The sequence below is a fragment of the Candidatus Desulfosporosinus nitrosoreducens genome (assembly GCF_030954495.1).
GTDB lineage: Bacteria > Bacillota > Desulfitobacteriia > Desulfitobacteriales > Desulfitobacteriaceae > Desulfosporosinus > Desulfosporosinus nitrosoreducens.
Genome location: NZ_JAVHUW010000034.1, coordinates 1 through 18,129, shown reverse-complemented (window position 1 = coordinate 18,129; position 18,129 = coordinate 1). Strand labels below are relative to the sequence as shown.

Sequence of the window (18,129 nt, the reverse complement as noted above, 5' to 3'; positions counted from 1 at the left end):
TGACAAAATTAGCATAAATCAAACAGCAGGTACTTACCCTATCCTTGTAGAAAGAAGTAGCTAATAAATCGAAAGGAGAGGATACTATGTATTATGAAGGGATTTTATACCGTCCGCCCAGCGAGGCTAGAAGCCTTATTTTGCAAATCACCGTTGGCTGCCGCCACAATGTCTGTACTTTCTGCACCATGTATAAAGATAAAACCTTTCGCATAAAATCGCGCGCGGAAATTAAAGCTATAATTGCCGAAGCTCTCGCCTATGACCCCAAAGCAGAACGAATATTCCTGGCGGATGGGGACGCAATGGCCGTGGATACATCCTTGCTGCTGGAGATTCTTGATGAGCTTTATGCAAGCTTCCCTCATCTCCAACGCGTAGGGATTTATGGTGGCCCCCGGGACATTCTGGCCAAAACCCCCGAAGAACTGGCTACTTTAAAAAGCCATGGCCTGACCATGGTTTATTTAGGAGTGGAAAGCGGAAATAAAGAGGTCTTAACCTCAGTTTGCAAAGGAGTCTCTCCCGAGCAAATGATCGAGGCCGGACAAAAAGTTAAAGCAAGCGGCCTGGTTCTTTCCTGTACGATTATTATCGGTTTAGGCGGGCGCGCCTTAACTCAGGCACATGCCCTCGATACGGCTCATGTCGTCAGCAAAATTGATCCGGAATATTTAGGAGCCTTAACTCTTATGGTAGACCCGGAAGCCCCTTTGGCTAAAGCAATTGAACAAGGTGATTTTCAGCTTCTCGATCCTTGGGAATCCTTAAGGGAATTGCGAGCCATGCTTGAGAATTTGAAAGTCTCTCACTGTGTATTCCGAAGCAATCACGCTTCCAATTACTTGCCCCTCAAGGCTACCCTCCCCGCCGACCGAGCCGAATTGCTAAAAACCCTCGACAGAGTCCTGAAAACTTCCGCTCTTGAAGAGCTACGTCCGGACTATTGGCGAGGATTCTAAAATTAAAAGGGCAAAGAATCTTCAACCGATTCTTTGCCTCCTGCCCGATGACAATGCCAACTGCAGCATTTCCTCTACGGCTCGTTCCGTAGAATGCCCTGCTAAAGCAAGGGCTGCTTTAGAGCGCATTTTTTCAATATCCTCCGGATGGTGTAGCAAATGACTCAACATCCTAGCCAGTTCTTCCTCGTTCTCGGCAATCCATCCCGCTCCAATCCCTTGCACATATTGCGCATTCTCCTCCTCTTGTCCCGGAATTGGTCTAAAGATTATCAAGGGTAAATGCTTCGTTAAGGCTTCGGTTACTGTCAAACCCCCCGCCTTAGTAATAATCAAGTCCGACACCGACATCAAATCCTCAACATTGTGCACAAATTTAAAGCGAACCAGAGGATTCCTGGCTTGAGCAACCACGTCTTCAAGGGCAGCATACAATTTTTCATTCTCTCCGCAAACGACTATACATTGCACCGGAATCTGAGACTCTGTCAGCTTTTTACAAATCCTCTTGGTGCTTTCTAAGATTACGTAGGTTCCACCCATAAATAAAAAGGTCGGAAGATCCGGCTTTAAACCTAATTTCTCCACAGTAGACAGTCGGTCTTCTCTCACTTCAAATTTAGGACTTACCGGAATTCCCGTGACATGAATATTCTGGCCCGGTATCCCCCAAGATACCAACGACTCCTTAACTTTGGCACAAGCCACTATGTAGCAATCCACTCCCGGATGAACCCAATGGCTGTGGACGGTGTAATCGGTAATAACTGTAATCAGCGGGACACTGAGAATCTGCTCAGCCCTGAGCTGGGCAAGAATTGAGGACACCGTAGGATAAGTGCATACAATCAAATCCGGTTTAAAATGCTGAATATACCTGAGAAAATTACTTCGTCCGATCTGATTTAATAAACGCTGGCTCATTGATTGGGGTTGTTTCTTGCCCGTTTTATAATAAAACCGCCCCCAAAGTTTTGGTGCTCGTTTCAAAAGCCCACTATAAAAATCTCTGATAATTGTGTTGACTCGCATATTCAGAAAAGCGCCGAAGTCCAAATGAATAATTTTAGCAGAAGGTTCCTTAATTCGTATTCCTTCAATAACAGCTTCAGCCGCTCTCAAATGCCCGTTCCCAAACGACGCGGAAAATACGAGAACCTTAAGTTGCTTCAAAATTGGCCCTCCCTCTCAATGACTCCCTTAATAAAAACACTATCAACGATAGGTTCTTTGTATCTATTATAGGGATTACCTAAGGAAAAAGAAAGTCGATCTTCGGACAAGCCTTAAAACTCCTTAGACCCTTGCGTCTTTGGAAACTTGGATGTGCTGCCGCCCTTCCCACTTCTCCAAACCGAACATTAACACCGTAAAAAAGAGAGCTGAAATTCCGATCAGCCTCCAGCCGCTTTCAATACTGATATACGTTAAAATATAGCCCATAACTACAGGTCCCAAAGTATCCCCTAAACGAAAAATCATCGGAATCAGAGAATTCATCCTCCCGCGGTGAGAAATAGGAGTATGACTAACTACAAAGGGAGTTACACTAATGGCTAAAATAATTTCGCCCAGGGTATAGACAAAGGCGCAGAGAAAAATTAAGGCCAGAGCATGGAAGATGCCCAGCATCCCAAAACCTAATGCATAAAAGATCCCACCGCAAACCATCCGGCGCATATTGCTGATTCCTTCCGTAATTTTTAAAACGATCGGTGTAAACAGCATAACAACAAACCCGTTAAAAGCGGCAATATAGCCAAAGTACTCCGCACCAAAACCCGGAAAATCCTGTATGGTCTGCATTGGCAGCATAAAGGCCCACTGGGCATAGGCGAAATTGTAGCCCATCATAATAACGCTAAAATAGAGCAGAATTGGCCGTTTCAGCAAAACCGCCATGATAGAGCCTTTTTCACCCTTCTCCAACCTCGAAGGTGCGGTTACAGTAATTTTAGTTTTCCAGAGTGTCTCCGGAATAAAGCGGGCTATTAACACTAAAGCAACCAATGCCGTCAGAGCATCCCCGATAAAAAGCAAGGGCAAATGGTTTCGATATAAAATTCCTCCCATAATCGGCCCAATTGCAAACCCAATGTTCCAGCCCATGTAAGAAAGGGCATAGGCTCCATTTCTGGTTTGCGCTGTAGTTAGATCAGCGATGAGGGCGTCATGAGCAGGTCCCGCTGTGACCATACATGCTCCGGCAAGCATCAAAATATACGCCATTAACAGCGAAGGCCTTAGCAAACCGGCAGCAAGATAGAAAGCTATCGCCAAACCGTCAAAGAGCATAATCACTTTTTTTCTCCCGATGGTATCCGCTAATTTTCCCCCGATTAAGGCCGAGGGCACATTCAGAAGACCGGAAATGCTGATGTAGAGTCCCGTCATTTGTTTTGACAAACCAATATTCTGAGTCAAAATAATTGTCAGCAGTGGCATAACAAAACACCCAAGGGCGTTAATAATTCGAGCGGCAAAAATCACGTAAATTTCTTTAGGCATTCCTCTATAAGGGCTTAGCCAAGTTTTCCAACTGAACACATTAAAACTCCTCTTCAAAGAAATAAAAAAAGCCACGTCCGCCCTTCCGTTCAAACGAAAAGGGGTTCCATGGCTTTAACCTGTCTGCAAAATAAAAAGTCACGGAATCCTACGGCCCATGACTTGATTCTTCAAAACTTAATTAATCAGATTCTTCCACAAAGGCCGCCTATTAACCTATAAAATGCAAAACTTCTAAAACCTTTTAACTCTTTCATAAGTTGCGACCTCCTTTCAACGTAAAAAACTATTTAACGTCTTATGTTTGCCAAAGCAGGACCAAAACTGCTATTAAGTATAACCATATTAAATAGCTTCTGTCAATACTTACCTTAATTATAAATTAACAGGAAAAAGCACTTATTTGTCGAATAGCGGATCTTGCTGGGACGATGAGGAAGCATACAAGTATAGCCGATAATAAAGGAGTCTTAAAACCATGCGCAAAACGAATGCGGCACGTATTCTCGATCAAATGAAACTATCTTATGAACTTAAAGAATATCCCGTCGATGAGTCTGACTTATCGGCCGTTTCTGTCGCTCAAAAAGTTGGATTGCCCATCGAGCAAATTTATAAAACCATAGTTGTCCGCGGTGACAAAACAGGAGTCCTGGTGGCCTGCATCCAGGGGGATCAGGAGCTCTACCTTAAAGGCCTGGCAGCTCTGAGCGGCAATAAAAAAGTAGAGGTTGTTCCTCTTAAAGAAGTTCAACCTCTCACCGGCTACATCCGGGGTGGGGTATCCCCCCTGGGAATGAAAAAATCCTATCCTACCTATATTGACTCAGCGGTAAGCCGGCAGGAAAAAGTTTCTGTTAGTGCCGGGCTGCGGGGACTTCAGATTTTCCTGTGTCCTGCCGATTTGATTTCTGCCACCAATGCCCGGGTCGGTGAGATTTCAACAGAGCCTGTTTAGTTCACTAAGAGGCCTAGAGAGACCAGCATCTTAAAATTATAGGCTATTTCAAGGCAAGCATTAAATTATTTGCTGTGAAAAAGCAATAAGGAGCATCGCTAACTACTTTAAAAAGCAGATTGGCGACACTCCCTGTTCAACTACAAGATCTCAGTATTTCTCCCTCAAACCATTAAGCTGTAGCTTATTATTGCTTCGGAAGTTCAAAGGAACTTTTCAAAGATACTATCCTATTGAACACAGGATGCTCAGGGCTAGAGTACAGGGGATCAACGTTGAAATAGCCATGTCTGAAAAATTGGAATTTATCCTGCGGCTGGGCCGTCTTCAAAGTCTGTTCCACAAAACCGTGAGAAATCTCCAAAGTGTGGGGATTGATATGCTCCAGGAAAGAAGTCCCATCATCTGTATCTTCGTCTAAAATCAAAGGTTCATATAAGCGGAATTCAGCGGGAAGTGCTTGCCGGGCGTCTACCCAATGAATAGTCCCTTTAACTTTTCTGCCTGTAAAACCTGTACCGCTCTTGGTTTCCGGGTCATAAGTACAGTGCAGTTCGATAACTTTGCCCGACTCATCTTTAACCATTTCGTTGCATTTAATGAAATAGGCATTTTTCAGACGCACCTCATTGCCGAGGTAGAGCCGATGATACTTGGGCGGCGGATTCTCTGCAAAGTCGTCCTGCTCAATATATATTTCACGGGAAAAAGGAATCTCACGTACTCCCATTTCCGGATTTTCCGAATTGTTTTCAGCCTCCAGCGTCTCAACCCGGCCTTCGGGGTAATTGGTAATAATCACTTTTAAAGGCTTTAAAACAGCCATGGTGCGCGGAGCTTTAAGCTTCAGGTCTTCGCGAATAAAATGCTCCAACATCTTAGTGTCAACCACGCTGTCCGCCTTAGCTACTCCAATTTCCCGGGCAAAATTGCGCATGGCCTCAGGAGTATACCCTCTTCTCCGGAGTCCGGATATCGTCGGCATGCGCGGATCATCCCAGCCGTCAACCACTTTATTTTCAACAAGCTGCTTGAGCTTACGCTTGCTCATGACCGTATTGGTGAGATTCAAGCGCGCAAATTCATATTGCTGCGGTACGTTTTTCATCTCGCATTCTCTGACAGCCCAATCATACAAAGGGCGATGATCTTCAAATTCCAGAGTACAAATAGAATGCGTAACACCTTCGATGGCATCTTCCAAAGGATGTGCAAAATCATACATCGGATAAATGCACCATTTATCACCCGTATTATGATGGGAGGCGTGAGCAATCCTGTATAAAACAGGGTCCCGCAAATTAATGTTCGGGGAGGCCATGTCGATTTTGGCTCTTAAAACCTTTTCTCCATCGTGAAACTCCCCACGCCGCATACGTTCAAACAGGTCCAGATTCTCCGCAATTGAGCGGTCGCGGCAGGGACTGGGCTGCCCCGGTTCCGTCAAAGATCCGCGAGTTTTCCTAATTTCTTCAGCGGTTAAATCACAAACATAGGCTTTTCCCTTTTGAATTAATAACACCGCACGACGATACATTTCCTCAAAATAGTCCGAGGCGAAGAACAACTCATCCCATTCATACCCTAACCACCGCACATCGTCTTTGATCGACTCAACATATTCCGTATCTTCTTTGGTGGGATTTGTATCATCAAAACGCAAATGGGTTTTACCCTTGAACTCATCGGCTAACTCAAAATTAAGGATGATAGCTTTGGCATGCCCTATATGTAAATAACCGTTGGGTTCAGGCGGAAAGCGGGTAACAATATGATCAACCTTACCAGACTTTAGATCTTCGAGGATGATATTCCTCAAAAAATTGGAAGAGGGCTTATGTTCCATCAATGATCAACCTTTCTCGCTAATATGATCCTGCTTTTACCGATTATCCTTGTTCTACATAATACCGTATACATGACCGGAGTTCAACTTCTTATGTAATACTCGAAGGCAATATCCACGAAAACCCGGGGTGTAATATACTAGTATAGTCTAGTTCTTTGCGGCTATAAATAGCAGGAGGACCTGGGTAAATAAAGCTAACGTTGTTGTTTAATGTGTGCGCTGGAGCAAAAACAGAAAAAAGCCTGTATCTTAGCCCAAATTCGACGGTCTAAGATACAAGCCAAATTCATTGAGACGTTTATCCGCTGACTAATCCGCTCTAAGACTCCCGCTTCTGCAAGCAGTGAGTTAAGAGCGGCTAAATCCCCGGATAAGTGCGATTTGATTCAGATGGAGTTAAAACTCCACCTGAATCAAGTCTTCTTTATTGTGACTTAATCTCCGTCAGAGTGACTGACACATCAGTTGTCTTATTATTACGGAATATTGTAACAGACACCTTGTCACCGGGGTTATATTTGAACAACTCATGGGTTAATTCCAGAGAACTTTTGACATCTTGGCCATTGATCTTGGTTATGATATCCCCAGCGACTACACCGGCACGTTCGGCAGGTCCGCCCAAGGTAACCTTGGAAACATAAGCCCCGGCCGGCCACCCTCTCTGGCTCGCATACTCCGCAGTATAGCGCGGATCAATTTGAACGTTCAGACCCGCGTGGCTTGCGTACCCTTTCTCAATTAATTGCTTAATCGTCGGCAAAGCATCCGAAATAGGTATGGCAAAACCCATCCCTTCAAAACCGGGCTCTTGATTTTTGGCCGAGTTAATACCAATGACTTGACCTTGATAATTCACAAGGGGTCCGCCGCTGTTACCCGGATTAATGGCCGCATCCGTTTGAATGAGGTTAAAGCTCGATTCTCCCGGAATGTCCAAAACCCGATTTGTGGCTGAAACCACTCCGGCCGTCACAGAACGGGCAAATTCCTGACCCCCGGGATTTCCGATGGCAACCACGGATTCCCCAACCTGCAGTTTGGTTGAATCTCCTTCTTGGGTAGCTGTTAAATTCGAAGTATCCGCAATCTGAACCACCGCCAAGTCCGTACGGTCATCAGCACCTACTAACTTCGCCGTGATATTGCGTCCGTCAGCCAAACTGACCACGAGTTTTTCCGCACCTGTTACAACATGATTGTTGGTAACAATATAACCATGTTGAGCATCAACAATAAAACCGGAACCACTCCCAATTTCCGTCAGGCCGCCTCCGCCAAATAAGGAGCCCTTGGATTGGAAATTAGCAATTCCAACAACTGCTGAGCCAACCGTTTTGGCGATCTGAACTACAGGAAAATTGGTGGCTGCTTCCGTTTTGATCGTAGGAGTTGACCCTTGCCCATTTAAAATAACTTGGTTCGTCGCTCCTGTCTGTTTATTGCCATATACGGAAGGAATTATAGCGACTGCTATGACCCCGCCCAGAACGGCGCTGATCAAAGCAATAACCATCATTGAGAGAAAGCTCGGTCCTTTCTTCGAATAATTATTTTGGTCATTATAATAACTCATGCGTACCCTCCTTAAGTTTTATTATTCCCTCAAAATGATCAGTTCATGCGGCGTATGCCGAGGTGCAACCTGAACCTTCACCTGGGGGTATCTCTTCGAAGTCTTCGAATCCCTCAGCACATCCAACACTGTCGACAAAGCTATTTCCGGGGTATTATTTTCCTCACTTAAATGAGCCAGCACAACCCGCTGGGTGTTTTCCTGAATCCACTCCGCTAACCCCATGGCCAGCTGTGAGTTCTCCAAATGTCCGTAATGCCCGCTGATACGTCGTTTTAAATAGGCCGGATATGGTCCGTTATGTAACCGTTCCTCGTCGTAATTCGTTTCCACGACGAGCCCATCACACCCCTTCAAATGCTGCTGCATCTCTTTGGTGATCCTGCCGCTGTCGGTGGCAATACCAACAACCAGACGAGCCTTGTCTTTCTTTTCAGGCCTGGCAATCTTCAAGCCATAGCTTTCCCGGCTGTCATGGGAAGTGGGATAGAGCAGAACATCAAGACCGGCACAGGAAAAGGAAGTGTTTACTTCCAGACGCTGTTCCATGGCAAGTTTCCCTAACGAATAGCTCATCGCTTGCCATAAGCCTGCTGTCGCATAAATGGGAATTTTCAGCTTCCGGGCCAGCACGCCTACTCCCCGGATATGATCAATATGTTCATGAGTAACAATAATTCCTTCAATCTCCGAGCTTTCAATATTTAACTGAGAAAGATTAGCCAACAAACTCTTGCCGCTAATCCCGCAATCCACCAGCAAATGCCTGTGACCCTCACCGACAAGAATAGCATTCCCGGAACTTCCACTAGCCAATGTTGTAAAATGCACTGAACTTTCTCCTCCGTTGCGGTGATATTACTTACCTGTGGGTGCCGGAGTTGAACCGCTTTTCAGCGCCGGATTCGGATTTGAAACCCCACCGGTTGCTCCCGGAAGCTGACTTTGAGCCTGACTAATCAAGGCTTTAATCTCATCCTGCTCCGTACTTGTTTGAGCCTGAGTCTGGGCCTTTTGCCACTGAGCGATAGCACCGGGCAGATCCTGTTTGACATCGTCCAAAAATATTCCATAATTCACTAAGCCATTCAAAAAATTGGGTTCAATGCTTAACGCTTCCTGATATGTTTTTTCAGCCAGATCATTTTGTCCGCTTTTAAACGCGGCGGTTGCCATATCCACCATTACGCTGGGATCTTTACTCGTTTTTAAGACGTTCTGATATGCCTCAACGGCGTGTTTATAGTTGTCTGCGGACTCAGAAGGCGCCACTGTTTCCGCCTCAAGACCAGCGTCATAATACTCATTACCAAGGTCCGTTTGTAAAGCGACGTTGCCCGTATCCGACTTCGCCTGCTCGGCAAGAGCTGTCAGACGGGCTTTCTTAGCCTGATAATCGGCAAGTGTGTTCGTATTGGCTGCTGAATTTTGATTAGGTGCAGGTATCCCGCTGTTACTGAAAAACATAGCAAACCCTGAGCTCACCATAGCAATCGCTATAAAACCCACAAGAATTATTGCAAAAACACGGTGTTGACGTTTCCTCAACTCATCGCCCCCTTGACCATAGTTTTATTGTACCATGCCGGCCCGATACGTCCAACCTGTCTCTTAATCTAAATACCATTTTCTAAGTTGGCAATATGTCTCGTAGTACGATGTACTTTCCCCAACATCAGACCCTTTGCCGGCAATCAATTGATTAACCCCCAAGCCTTCCGCAGTTGTGCCTTCCGGCAGAACTACCGTTTCCGGATGGATATCTTCCGACAAAACTACCTCAGCCACAAGCTGTCCATTTTTCGTCTCCACAATTGCCCGGTCTCCGGAGTTGAGGCGAAATTTAGCGGCTAAATCCGGGTGTAGAAACAAAACAAATCCATCCTCTTGCTGAAATTGGGAATGCAGCCTATTCCCCGGATGAGGAGTAATCAGATGCCAGGGAAACTCCGCTTTGTCTTCTGAAGATCCCGTCGGGATATAGTTCGCGACAGCATCGCCAAGCTCCTTTTGGGCAAGCTGCGACGACAACTCAATTTTGCCGCTGGGTGTTTTAAACTCCCTGCTTTCCCAAGCTACTTTCGGAATATACGGTGCATAAACCGGTCCTTGGGCCAGCTGATCGAGAGTAATGCCGTATGTTGCTGTTAATGGCTCAAGGACAAATTTGATCCACTCTTTCGGGGTATGGGGGAAATCCTGCTCCAAACCGAGGCGTTTGGCCAGCTCGGTAAATACTATCGGTTCCGATTGAGCTTCTCCCTGGGGTTCAATAACTTTCTGGGTATATTGAATCAGCGGGCTCCAGGATGTTCTCACCAGCTCTTCTTCCTCAAAGATCGTCGCTATGGGCAGGACTAAATCCGACTGTCTTGCCGTTTCTGTCATCACCGTATCCAGAACTACCTTAAAGGGAATCCGCCGCCAAACTTCCCGCCAAAGCGGTGAGTTCGGCTGTTGAACTAAGGGATTCGAACGAGTTACCACCCCTAGCTGAATAGCAGGGTCTGCCTGCAGTAGCTTTTCCGCTAAAACAGGGTGGGGATAGGTTCTTTCTTTATAGCGGTCTGGTGAAAGAAAAACGGAATTCATTTTCCCTTGATGATACTGATGGGCATAGTGCACTCCCGCACCCGCCCAGCCAATATTCCCGCTTATTCCGGCCAAAGCATCAATCGCCCGAACAGTGTTTCCTCCGTTTACATAACGCTGAAGTCCATAGCCCAAGATAAACGCCGCCGGGCGATCATGGCTTATGCGTCTTGCCAGTTCGCGCATTTGAGTGGCGGGGACTCCCGTAATCGCTTCTACTTTCTCTGGAGGAAATTCTTTTGCCCTTTTGGCAAACTCTTCAAAGCCCTGAACATAATTTTGAATAAACAAGGTATCTTGCCAACGCTCGCTCAGAATAATATAGCTTAGCCCCAAGGCCAGAGCTGAGTCTGTTCCGGGACGGACCTGATAAAAATCATCGGCGAAGTCTACACTTTTGACAGAAATCGGATTAATGACAATCAGACGGGCTCCCCGTTTCTTAGCCGCCAATAGATAGGGCATTAAATGAATATTCGTAAGGGCGGGATCTCTCCCCCACAGTATAAGAGTCCGGGCATCCTCCAAGTCTTCATAGGAACTTGAATAAACCCCGCCAAAGTCCAGCTCCTGGGCCCGGTAACCGGCCCCCCAGCACATACTCCCCCGTGGCCCCGTAACCCCTCCCAGGGCCTGAAAAAACCGCCGGTCTAATTCCCGCAGCGCTCCGCTGTTACCATAATCATAATGATGAAAAATCCCCCAAGAGCCTACATTGGACAGGGTTTCTTGAATTTTCTCAGCAAAGAGGTCATAGGCTTGATTCCAGCTTATTCTTTTCCACCTTTCCCCTTGTTTTAAGAGAGGAAATCTCAGCCGATCCGGAGAAAAGACGCGTTCCGCCAAAGCTTGTCCCTTAGAACAGACGAACCCCTTTGTAATACTATTCAGAGGATCCCCTTTTACGCGGAGACCGCTTTCTGTTTTTTCCACCAGAAAAGCGCACCCATCCGGGCAATTTAACGGACATGCCGAACGTATAATCGTCATATGCTTCCTCCTAACACCTACCAGAGATTAAATCGCACCCTCTGCCCAATTTACTCATCCTGTTTTAATCTCATAATATTATGTTCATAAATGTTCTTAGCAAAACACCTTTACGCCCAAAGAATAGCCCTTCTCCAACTCTAGCAGCAAAGGTCCGGAGTAGTCCTCCCTTCCTGATTTTGCTGAATTTCTTTAATTTTGACGTAAAGGGCCACTTCAAGGCGTTTCTTTTGCAGCTCACATCCCAAAGGGTAAACTTCTGTCAGTTTTTGAGTAAAAGTGGCGTTAGCGGCATGACACCCTCCGCTGCAGGCAAAGCGCGCCCAGCACTCTTGACAGGCCGGTTTAGCATAAATATTCGCAGCACGGAAATCCCGGACCACATCCGCTTTTAAATACAAAGGATCTTGATCATAAAGGGAGCCAAGTTTGTAATTTTCCTGTCCTACAAACTGATGGCAGGGGTAAAGATCTCCTTCCGGAGAAATGGCAACATACTCGTGACCCGCTCCGCAGCCCGCAAGCCTCTTAATCAGGCAAGGCCCCTTATCCAGAGCAACGTTAAAATGAAAGAAATTAAAACCTCGTCCCTGGGAGCGGCGCTCAATAAGTTCTTCCCCCAGGCGGTCATAGGCCTCACGAATTTTTTCCAAATCTCCAGCTTGGAAAGCATAAGGATCTTCCGGCCCCGCCACAACAGGTTCAACAGAAATCTGGTTAATCCCCAAGTCGGCCATGTGTAAAACATCGCGATCAAAGTCTAAATTAAAATGAGTATATGTGCCTCGCACATAATAGTAGGTCCCCAGAGCATAAGGAGAGCTTTTAGGCCTCAAAGAGGTAAACTGCTGAATTCGAGGAAGAACTTCGGAGTAGCTCCCTCGGCCATCCGCATGGGGCCGCATTCGATCATGAACCTCCGGACGTCCGTCTAAACTTAAAACTACACTAATCTCCTCTTGTTCAAAGAACTTTTGAATGTCTTCATTTAATAAAACCCCATTTGTCGTCAACGTAAATTTTATTGTTTTACCCATAGCTTTTGCGGCATCCCGGCCGTATGCGACCAGAGCCTTAACCACTCCGAAATTAATTAAAGGTTCACCCCCAAAAAAATCCACTTCGCAATGGCTCCTGTGTCCGGAAGCCTCTAAGACAAAGTCTATGCCGCGCTTTCCCGTCTCCAAATCCATCAGTGTTCTGCTGCCGCCAAAAGCCCCTGTCCCGGCAAAGCAATATTCACAACGCAAATTACAATCATGGGCAACATGCAGGCAAATTGCTTTCACAATGGGTTTTTCTGGATAGGCTAAGTTGACTGGATCCGCTTCTTGGGAAAAAATTATCCCTTCTTGACGAAGTTCTTCCAATTCCTCCAAAATCTCCGGAACCTGCTCATTTAAATCAGGTTTTGCCGTAAGCTTAAGAGACTTTGTTAGATTTTCTAAAGAAAGCCCGGCTTTCTCGGAGTCGAAATTCTGCATAGCTTGCAAAACCTCAAACGTTCCTTCATCCAGCACATGAATTGAGCCCGAATTAACATCATAAGCAATCAGCAAATCGCCCTGACGAAAACAGTGAATATTCTTTTTAAACTTATATCCTTCTAATTGCCCAAAATTAAACATTAGCGTCCTCGCTTTCATTTTTTAGTATTGGAATAAATAGAACAGAACCCAGCCCGTAAAAGGTTGGGTTCTGAGAATCATGTACAAATTTAGGCCTAAAATTATTTAACACACACTTGGTTACCAACTGTGCATGATGTTTTACATGCAGATTGGCAAGAGGTCTGACAATTTCCACAGCCTCCTGTTTTAACGGTTGAACTTAGGTTTGTTTTCACAATCGTCTGAATGTGTTTTGCCATTCAAACACCCTCCTCTCGAGACTTGCGTCATTAATTCATTTTCGATTATAACATAAGGACGAGCGAAAAGGCAAAATTGTTCAATGTCGTCTCCTGGGCTTTCACGGTTATTTTTAACTATTTTAACGTTGCTTTTACTTCTTTCGACTATACTTTCCGACTTAGTTAGCATGATTCTCCAAACAATTGGCCTGGCTTAATAGTTTTTAAAAGACTTAATTTTATAAGGGATATATTGAACAAACACTTGTAAAACAAAAAGCCTTTCAAGATGAAAGGCTCAGAATTTCTTATTGGCATAAGTAATAAAAAGGATGTTTTCTTCGCTCAATTCCTAGGAAGCTAAAAATTCTTGTTCCGTCATTGAATAAAATTCATTGAGCAATTTGTCCAGATCTTGACTCATATTCACAATTTCAGGATCAGTTAGGCACCGACTTTTGGCAAAATCGTTCAGTTTCCGGCGCGCATCCTCAATTAAAAACATCAGGGAATCCATTTTGACAATTGCACCTCTTTTTCTCAATAAAAAGTGTGGAAAAGACTATCATTTCCACACTAACCCTCCAATGGTATATTTTAGTATATATTGTTTAAAAATGCAAGCCAGAAATCTTGAATTATATTAACGTTTTTTCTTAAGATAACATAAAGCTGCCGATAAGATCCTGATTAGTTCTTTACTGTCATTCTCTCCAAGAAAGTTCGTTAAACCCTTCAAAAATTCAGAACGCTCCACTCTCATTTGTTCAATGATTTCCTTGCCTTTTTCTGTTGCCCTAACAAGCACAACACGCCCATCGGTAGGATCGGCAAGACGCTCCATATAGCCGCCCTCTTCCAGGGAATTAATCGTGTGGGTAACTCCCGCGGGGGTGATTTGAAGGTGGATGCTTAAATCGGAAACCTTTATTCCTTTAGAATCAGAATCCGCACATTGAATTATAGTGTTAAGCAAAGTAAATTCACTGGGTCTTATAGCATAAGAAGACCTCACTTGCCCGCCAAATCTTTTAAATTGGGCCATGACACGGTCTAATTCCTGCACGACAGTTTCTACTTCATCGGCTTTCATGGTTATCACCCAATTCTTAAACAATCTAAATAATTAACTAATAAATTATCCGATAAGGCGTTACATTTGTCAAGACATGTTTAAGAGTCCAAAATAAATATAAACAATCATCAGCGTCTTTAAAAAGAAAATCCATAGTTTGGCACCAAATGACATCCCTTTTGTCAATTAAAAAGACCTCCATTTTCCTAATCTGCAAAACGAAAGGTCTTTGGAAATTTGCGAAAAGCTAATCTTTATCATTTAACGTTTGTTACTTGGCGTAAGATTTTTAGGCTTGTACGGGAACCGATATTTCCGCTGCATTAATCCAATTCTGAGACAAGAATTCCCGACCTTTGATAACAACTTTTTCATCGTATGCCTCTACGACGAAACCCGGAGCCCAATTCTTAATAAGATTTCTGTTTCGATCAATTGGATAAGCAAGTGATGAACTGTTAACAATCGTAAAGTTAGCCTCACTTACCATATATTTATAATCTATTTCATAATGAGTGTGCCCGTTAAATAAAATAACTTCAGGGTGTTGGGACAAAATGTCATTTAAGGTTTGCCACTGAAGAACATAACCCCGCTGTAATCCCTCTAAGGAATTGTAAGGGATTGGTTGATGAAGAAAAACAAACATTGGTTTAAAAGGTTTTTTATTTTTAATAAGAATATTCCTAAACCAATTAAGTTGGGTTTCTGATAAAAAGGCTGAATCCAAATAATTTCTATTACTTATACGTGATCTTTCGGAACCTAAAAAGATAAAGTGGTAATCATTTAGCCAAATATCTCCATAAATCTTATCCCTCTCGGCCAGTGTTAAAAAGCGTTCAATAGCCAAGGCATCCGTTTCTCCGTTGGGGAAAGTGTTTGGTGACCACAACCCTTTTTTGTAAAAACCTCCATAAAATTCATGATTCCCCATTGTCCAATAAATTGGATAATCAACCGCTAACCTATGCCTGTTGAGTTCGTTATTAAGAATGTGATAATCTCTCGGCAAGCCATCTCCCAGATCGCCCACTACAACCATTGCATCTGGTTTGGAATTGTAATTATCTTTAAGCAAGGCTGAGAAATTTCGTAGGGCATTCAAGCGGGCTATATGGATATCACTGACGACAACAAACGATAATTTTGCTTTTTGATTTTTTGTCCAAGGCCGTTCTATAGTTCTGAAGGACCTCGAAAGTGCTGTTTTGGGCAAGGCCACATTCCATGATAGTAACGTGCCAACCCCAACCCCGGCCAAACATTTTAAAAAAGTTCTTCTTGTCGTCATACCCCCAACTCCTCACTACCTTACTTATCGTGTCTTTCGATTAAATCCAAGCAAGCCAGTGAACCTAGACCATTTTAATTATTCAACTATAATAGTTTATCATAGTTTTTTATACAACGTTACATCCTTTATTTGGCTTAGATCGCATGTTGTATTTTTCTCAAGTCTTAGTCTCCAAACTTTTACAAGTTAAAGCTTCCTCATAACTTATTTGAATATCGGGCTGCTAACAATTCTTTGCAAACCATTAAATTTTTTTAAACGGACACAAAAGTCTTTGCGCTAAAACTCTAAAGATTTTATAATCGGATTATCCTGTAATATAAAAAGCAATTTAGAAATATTATAAGATTCATAGACCCTTATCAATATTTTTAAATCAATTAACTCGGCTGATTCTTTATTAGCGGCAGCCTTAAAACTGATAATATTAATATGCTGATCCTCAAAAATCTTCTGTATACTCTGAGCAGCACCCGGTTCATCTATAATTTGCAAAATTAATTGCTCGTTCTTAGGTGAAGATAGCCATTTGATTTTACCATGAAATAAGATTTGCCCCAGAATGATGATAGCCGTGGCTGCCAATCCGACAGCATAAAGCCCTGACCCTATCGCCAGACCAATTCCCGCTGTTGCCCAGATTCCTGCCGCAGTTGTGAGTCCTATCACAGTTTGTCTATGCGTAAAAATAATGCCTGCTCCAAGAAACCCCACTCCTGACACAACTTGGGCAGCAATACGTGATGGATCAAGCGTCATATTGAGCCATCCGAACTGATCTTGAAATCCATATTTGGAGACGATCATGATAAGTGATGATCCTATGGCCACTATAAAATGGGTACGTATGCCGGCTTCTTTCATTCGGCTGTTTCGTTCATAACCGATAGCGGATCCACATAATACCGCCAAAAAGAGCCTTAACAAATAATCTAATTGCATTAAATAGTTCAAATGCATATAGTACCACCTCGTAATTTATTTAGATGCTAAACATAATTTCTTTATAAAAACAAGTTGCTTTAGCATCAAAGTTCCTATTATAATTTTATGATCATACAACAAATAATTTCTAATAATGGATTATTATTATTCCTTATAGGAAAATTGTCAATACTTTGGCAAATGTTTTTGCCAATGACTAGGATTCATCCTGATATTCGAATAACTACGGCAGATCTGCTAACCTGTTAAATATTTTCACGATTAATGATAACAGCTAAAAGACTGTAGGCAAAAAATTGCCCACAGCCCTTTAGCAAACTGGTTTATCCATTAAAATATCTATAACTTCGAATTACTAAAGCTACGATATTCCAACTCCCGCGCTAGCATACCCTGCAACAGTATTGAGAAGGGATAACCCCGTTGCTGTCACAGAAAATACCATTAATAGCCTTGTCTGCTCCGTTACCGGTATAGCTAAGCCAGTGAGAACACCACTGCTTATGGCACCTATTGCAAGTACTCCTGTCAATGACGGCGCCAAGGTTACTTCAGTCCCCGCAACAGGCGTAAAAGTGTTATCTGGCGTAGTTGAGCTATAAAGCTGTGCATTAATCGTTACGGTTGAGCCAACTAAAGATAAGGCTACCGTAGTACTGAAAAAGGCCGCAATTGAGGTGATCGTTCCATCGCGAGGAACCGAAAAAGCATAGTCAAGCGCTATTCCTGCGCCACCTGTGAGATCAATGGTTCCCGCAAGGGCAGTTAACCCCTGAGCGGAACTTCCAAACCCAACAAAGCCAGGAAGACCCGCCAAACCACCTGCGATACTAGTTAAAGCAACAGGTAAACCTGATGAATAGGGAATAATAGCACCACTTCCTGCCGCTCCCGTAGCCCCTGTAGTCCCCGTGGCTCCTGTAGTACCTGTGGCTCCCGTAGTCCCTGCGGCCCCCGTCGCTCCTGTGGCTCCGGCTGCTCCTGTCGCTCCCGTGTCTCCCGTCGCTCCCGTAGTCCCTGCGGCTCCTGTCGCTCCCGTGGTACCGGCTGCTCCTGTCGCTCCCGTAGACCCTGCGGCTCCTGACGCCCCCGTTGCTCCTGCGGCTCCTGCAGCTCCTGTCGCTCCCGTAGCTCCTGAGGCTCCGGCAGCTCCTGTGGCCCCAGTTGCTCCTGCGGCTCCGGCGGCTCCTGTGGCCCCTGTTGCTCCTGCGGCTCCGGCTGCTCCTGTGGCCCCTGTTGCTCCTGCAGCTCCTGCTGCTCCTGTCGCTCCCGTAGTCCCTGCGGCTCCTGTCGCACCCGTTGCTCCTGCGGCTCCGGCTGCTCCTGTGGCACCTGTTGCTCCTGCAGCTCCATCTGCTCCGGCTGCTCCTGTCGCTCCCGGGGCTCCTGCGGCTGCGGCTGCTCCAGTCGCTCCAGTTGCTCCTGAGGCACCTGATAGTCATGTGGCACCTGTTGGTACTACCGCTCCCGGACCAACACTCGCCCCTGAAGCTAATTCTCCTCCAGCATATCATGACGATCCAGA

Annotated in this window: 17 protein-coding genes; 3 read left to right on the top strand and 14 right to left on the bottom strand. The window is 44.7% G+C overall.

Going from position 1 to position 18,129, the window contains the following annotated elements:
- Positions 1-86: 86 nt before the first annotated feature.
- Positions 87-962, top strand: a complete 876-nt coding sequence (locus tag REC12_RS05245) for a radical SAM protein (protein ID WP_308892763.1) — start codon at positions 87-89, stop codon at positions 960-962.
- Between the two features lie 21 nt (positions 963-983).
- Here REC12_RS05245 and REC12_RS05240 read toward each other — a convergent pair whose 3' ends face one another.
- Positions 984-2,135, bottom strand: coding sequence for an MGDG synthase family glycosyltransferase (locus REC12_RS05240; protein WP_308892762.1), 1,152 nt, complete (start codon positions 2,133-2,135; stop codon positions 984-986).
- A gap of 123 nt (positions 2,136-2,258) precedes the next feature.
- Positions 2,259-3,509 carry an MFS transporter gene (locus REC12_RS05235; protein ID WP_308892761.1) on the bottom strand — a complete coding sequence of 417 codons (1,251 nt, stop codon included), beginning with the start codon at positions 3,507-3,509 and terminating at the stop codon, positions 2,259-2,261.
- A 439-nt stretch (positions 3,510-3,948) separates the two neighbouring features.
- Between REC12_RS05235 and ybaK the strand changes: the two genes are divergently transcribed.
- Positions 3,949-4,428 (top strand): Cys-tRNA(Pro) deacylase, encoded by a 480-nt coding sequence (ybaK, locus tag REC12_RS05230; protein ID WP_308892760.1) that lies wholly within the window; start codon positions 3,949-3,951, stop codon positions 4,426-4,428.
- Between the two features lie 187 nt (positions 4,429-4,615).
- Here the strand turns inward: ybaK and REC12_RS05225 are convergent, their stop codons facing one another.
- The 12 genes from REC12_RS05225 to REC12_RS26435 form a co-directional block, all read right to left on the bottom strand.
- Positions 4,616-6,274, bottom strand: coding sequence for a glutamine--tRNA ligase/YqeY domain fusion protein (locus REC12_RS05225; RefSeq protein ID WP_308892759.1), 1,659 nt, complete (start codon positions 6,272-6,274; stop codon positions 4,616-4,618).
- A gap of 427 nt (positions 6,275-6,701) precedes the next feature.
- Positions 6,702-7,853: a S1C family serine protease gene (locus REC12_RS05220; RefSeq protein ID WP_308892758.1), complete on the bottom strand. Its 1,152-nt coding sequence runs from the start codon at positions 7,851-7,853 to the stop codon at positions 6,702-6,704.
- Positions 7,854-7,874: 21 nt separating this feature from the next.
- On the bottom strand, positions 7,875-8,684 hold the full coding sequence (locus tag REC12_RS05215; protein ID WP_308892757.1) for an MBL fold metallo-hydrolase: 810 nt from the start codon (positions 8,682-8,684) through the stop codon (positions 7,875-7,877).
- Between the two features lie 27 nt (positions 8,685-8,711).
- The gene (locus tag REC12_RS05210) at positions 8,712-9,401 is read right to left on the bottom strand and encodes a tetratricopeptide repeat protein (RefSeq protein WP_308892756.1); all 690 of its coding nucleotides are present in this window, start codon (positions 9,399-9,401) and stop codon (positions 8,712-8,714) included.
- Positions 9,402-9,464: 63 nt separating this feature from the next.
- Complete coding sequence (locus REC12_RS05205) at positions 9,465-11,435, bottom strand: molybdopterin-containing oxidoreductase family protein (RefSeq protein WP_308892755.1); 1,971 nt, start codon at positions 11,433-11,435, stop codon at positions 9,465-9,467.
- A 140-nt stretch (positions 11,436-11,575) separates the two neighbouring features.
- Positions 11,576-13,063 carry a thioether cross-link-forming SCIFF peptide maturase gene (gene scfB, locus REC12_RS05200; protein WP_308892754.1) on the bottom strand — a complete coding sequence of 496 codons (1,488 nt, stop codon included), beginning with the start codon at positions 13,061-13,063 and terminating at the stop codon, positions 11,576-11,578.
- Between the two features lie 101 nt (positions 13,064-13,164).
- A complete protein-coding gene (scfA, locus tag REC12_RS05195) occupies positions 13,165-13,305 on the bottom strand; it encodes a six-cysteine ranthipeptide SCIFF (RefSeq protein WP_308892753.1) in 141 nt (46 codons plus the stop codon).
- A gap of 334 nt (positions 13,306-13,639) precedes the next feature.
- Entirely contained in the window at positions 13,640-13,792 is a 153-nt protein-coding gene (locus REC12_RS05190) for an aspartyl-phosphate phosphatase Spo0E family protein (RefSeq protein WP_308892856.1), read from the bottom strand.
- Between the two features lie 138 nt (positions 13,793-13,930).
- Entirely contained in the window at positions 13,931-14,380 is a 450-nt protein-coding gene (locus tag REC12_RS05185; protein WP_308892752.1) for a MarR family winged helix-turn-helix transcriptional regulator, read from the bottom strand.
- A gap of 271 nt (positions 14,381-14,651) precedes the next feature.
- Positions 14,652-15,656, bottom strand: a complete 1,005-nt coding sequence (locus REC12_RS05180) for a metallophosphoesterase family protein (RefSeq protein ID WP_308892751.1) — start codon at positions 15,654-15,656, stop codon at positions 14,652-14,654.
- Positions 15,657-15,938: 282 nt separating this feature from the next.
- Complete coding sequence (locus REC12_RS05175) at positions 15,939-16,619, bottom strand: MgtC/SapB family protein (protein WP_308892750.1); 681 nt, start codon at positions 16,617-16,619, stop codon at positions 15,939-15,941.
- Positions 16,620-16,965: 346 nt separating this feature from the next.
- Entirely contained in the window at positions 16,966-17,433 is a 468-nt protein-coding gene (locus tag REC12_RS26435; protein ID WP_374214180.1) for an exosporium glycoprotein BclB-related protein, read from the bottom strand.
- Between the two features lie 82 nt (positions 17,434-17,515).
- Here REC12_RS26435 and REC12_RS26430 point away from each other — a divergent pair.
- Positions 17,516-18,129 (top strand): hypothetical protein (locus REC12_RS26430; protein ID WP_374214177.1); only part of this gene is annotated, 614 nt, incomplete at its 3' end.

Excerpts from the sequence above, each read along its gene's own strand:
- REC12_RS05245 (WP_308892763.1), top strand. The coding sequence starts at position 87 with ATGTATTATGAAGGGATTTTATACCGTCCGCCCAGCGAGGCTAGAAGC.
- ybaK (WP_308892760.1), top strand. The coding sequence starts at position 3,949 with ATGCGCAAAACGAATGCGGCACGTATTCTCGATCAAATGAAACTATCT.
- REC12_RS05225 (WP_308892759.1), bottom strand. The coding sequence starts at position 6,274 with ATGGAACATAAGCCCTCTTCCAATTTTTTGAGGAATATCATCCTCGAA.
- REC12_RS05220 (WP_308892758.1), bottom strand. The coding sequence starts at position 7,853 with ATGAGTTATTATAATGACCAAAATAATTATTCGAAGAAAGGACCGAGC.
- REC12_RS05205 (WP_308892755.1), bottom strand. The coding sequence starts at position 11,435 with ATGACGATTATACGTTCGGCATGTCCGTTAAATTGCCCGGATGGGTGC.
- scfB (WP_308892754.1), bottom strand. The coding sequence starts at position 13,063 with ATGTTTAATTTTGGGCAATTAGAAGGATATAAGTTTAAAAAGAATATT.
- scfA (WP_308892753.1), bottom strand. The coding sequence starts at position 13,305 with ATGGCAAAACACATTCAGACGATTGTGAAAACAAACCTAAGTTCAACC.
- REC12_RS05190 (WP_308892856.1), bottom strand. The coding sequence starts at position 13,792 with ATGTTTTTAATTGAGGATGCGCGCCGGAAACTGAACGATTTTGCCAAA.
- REC12_RS05185 (WP_308892752.1), bottom strand. The coding sequence starts at position 14,380 with ATGAAAGCCGATGAAGTAGAAACTGTCGTGCAGGAATTAGACCGTGTC.
- REC12_RS05180 (WP_308892751.1), bottom strand. The coding sequence starts at position 15,656 with ATGACGACAAGAAGAACTTTTTTAAAATGTTTGGCCGGGGTTGGGGTT.
- REC12_RS05175 (WP_308892750.1), bottom strand. The coding sequence starts at position 16,619 with ATGCATTTGAACTATTTAATGCAATTAGATTATTTGTTAAGGCTCTTT.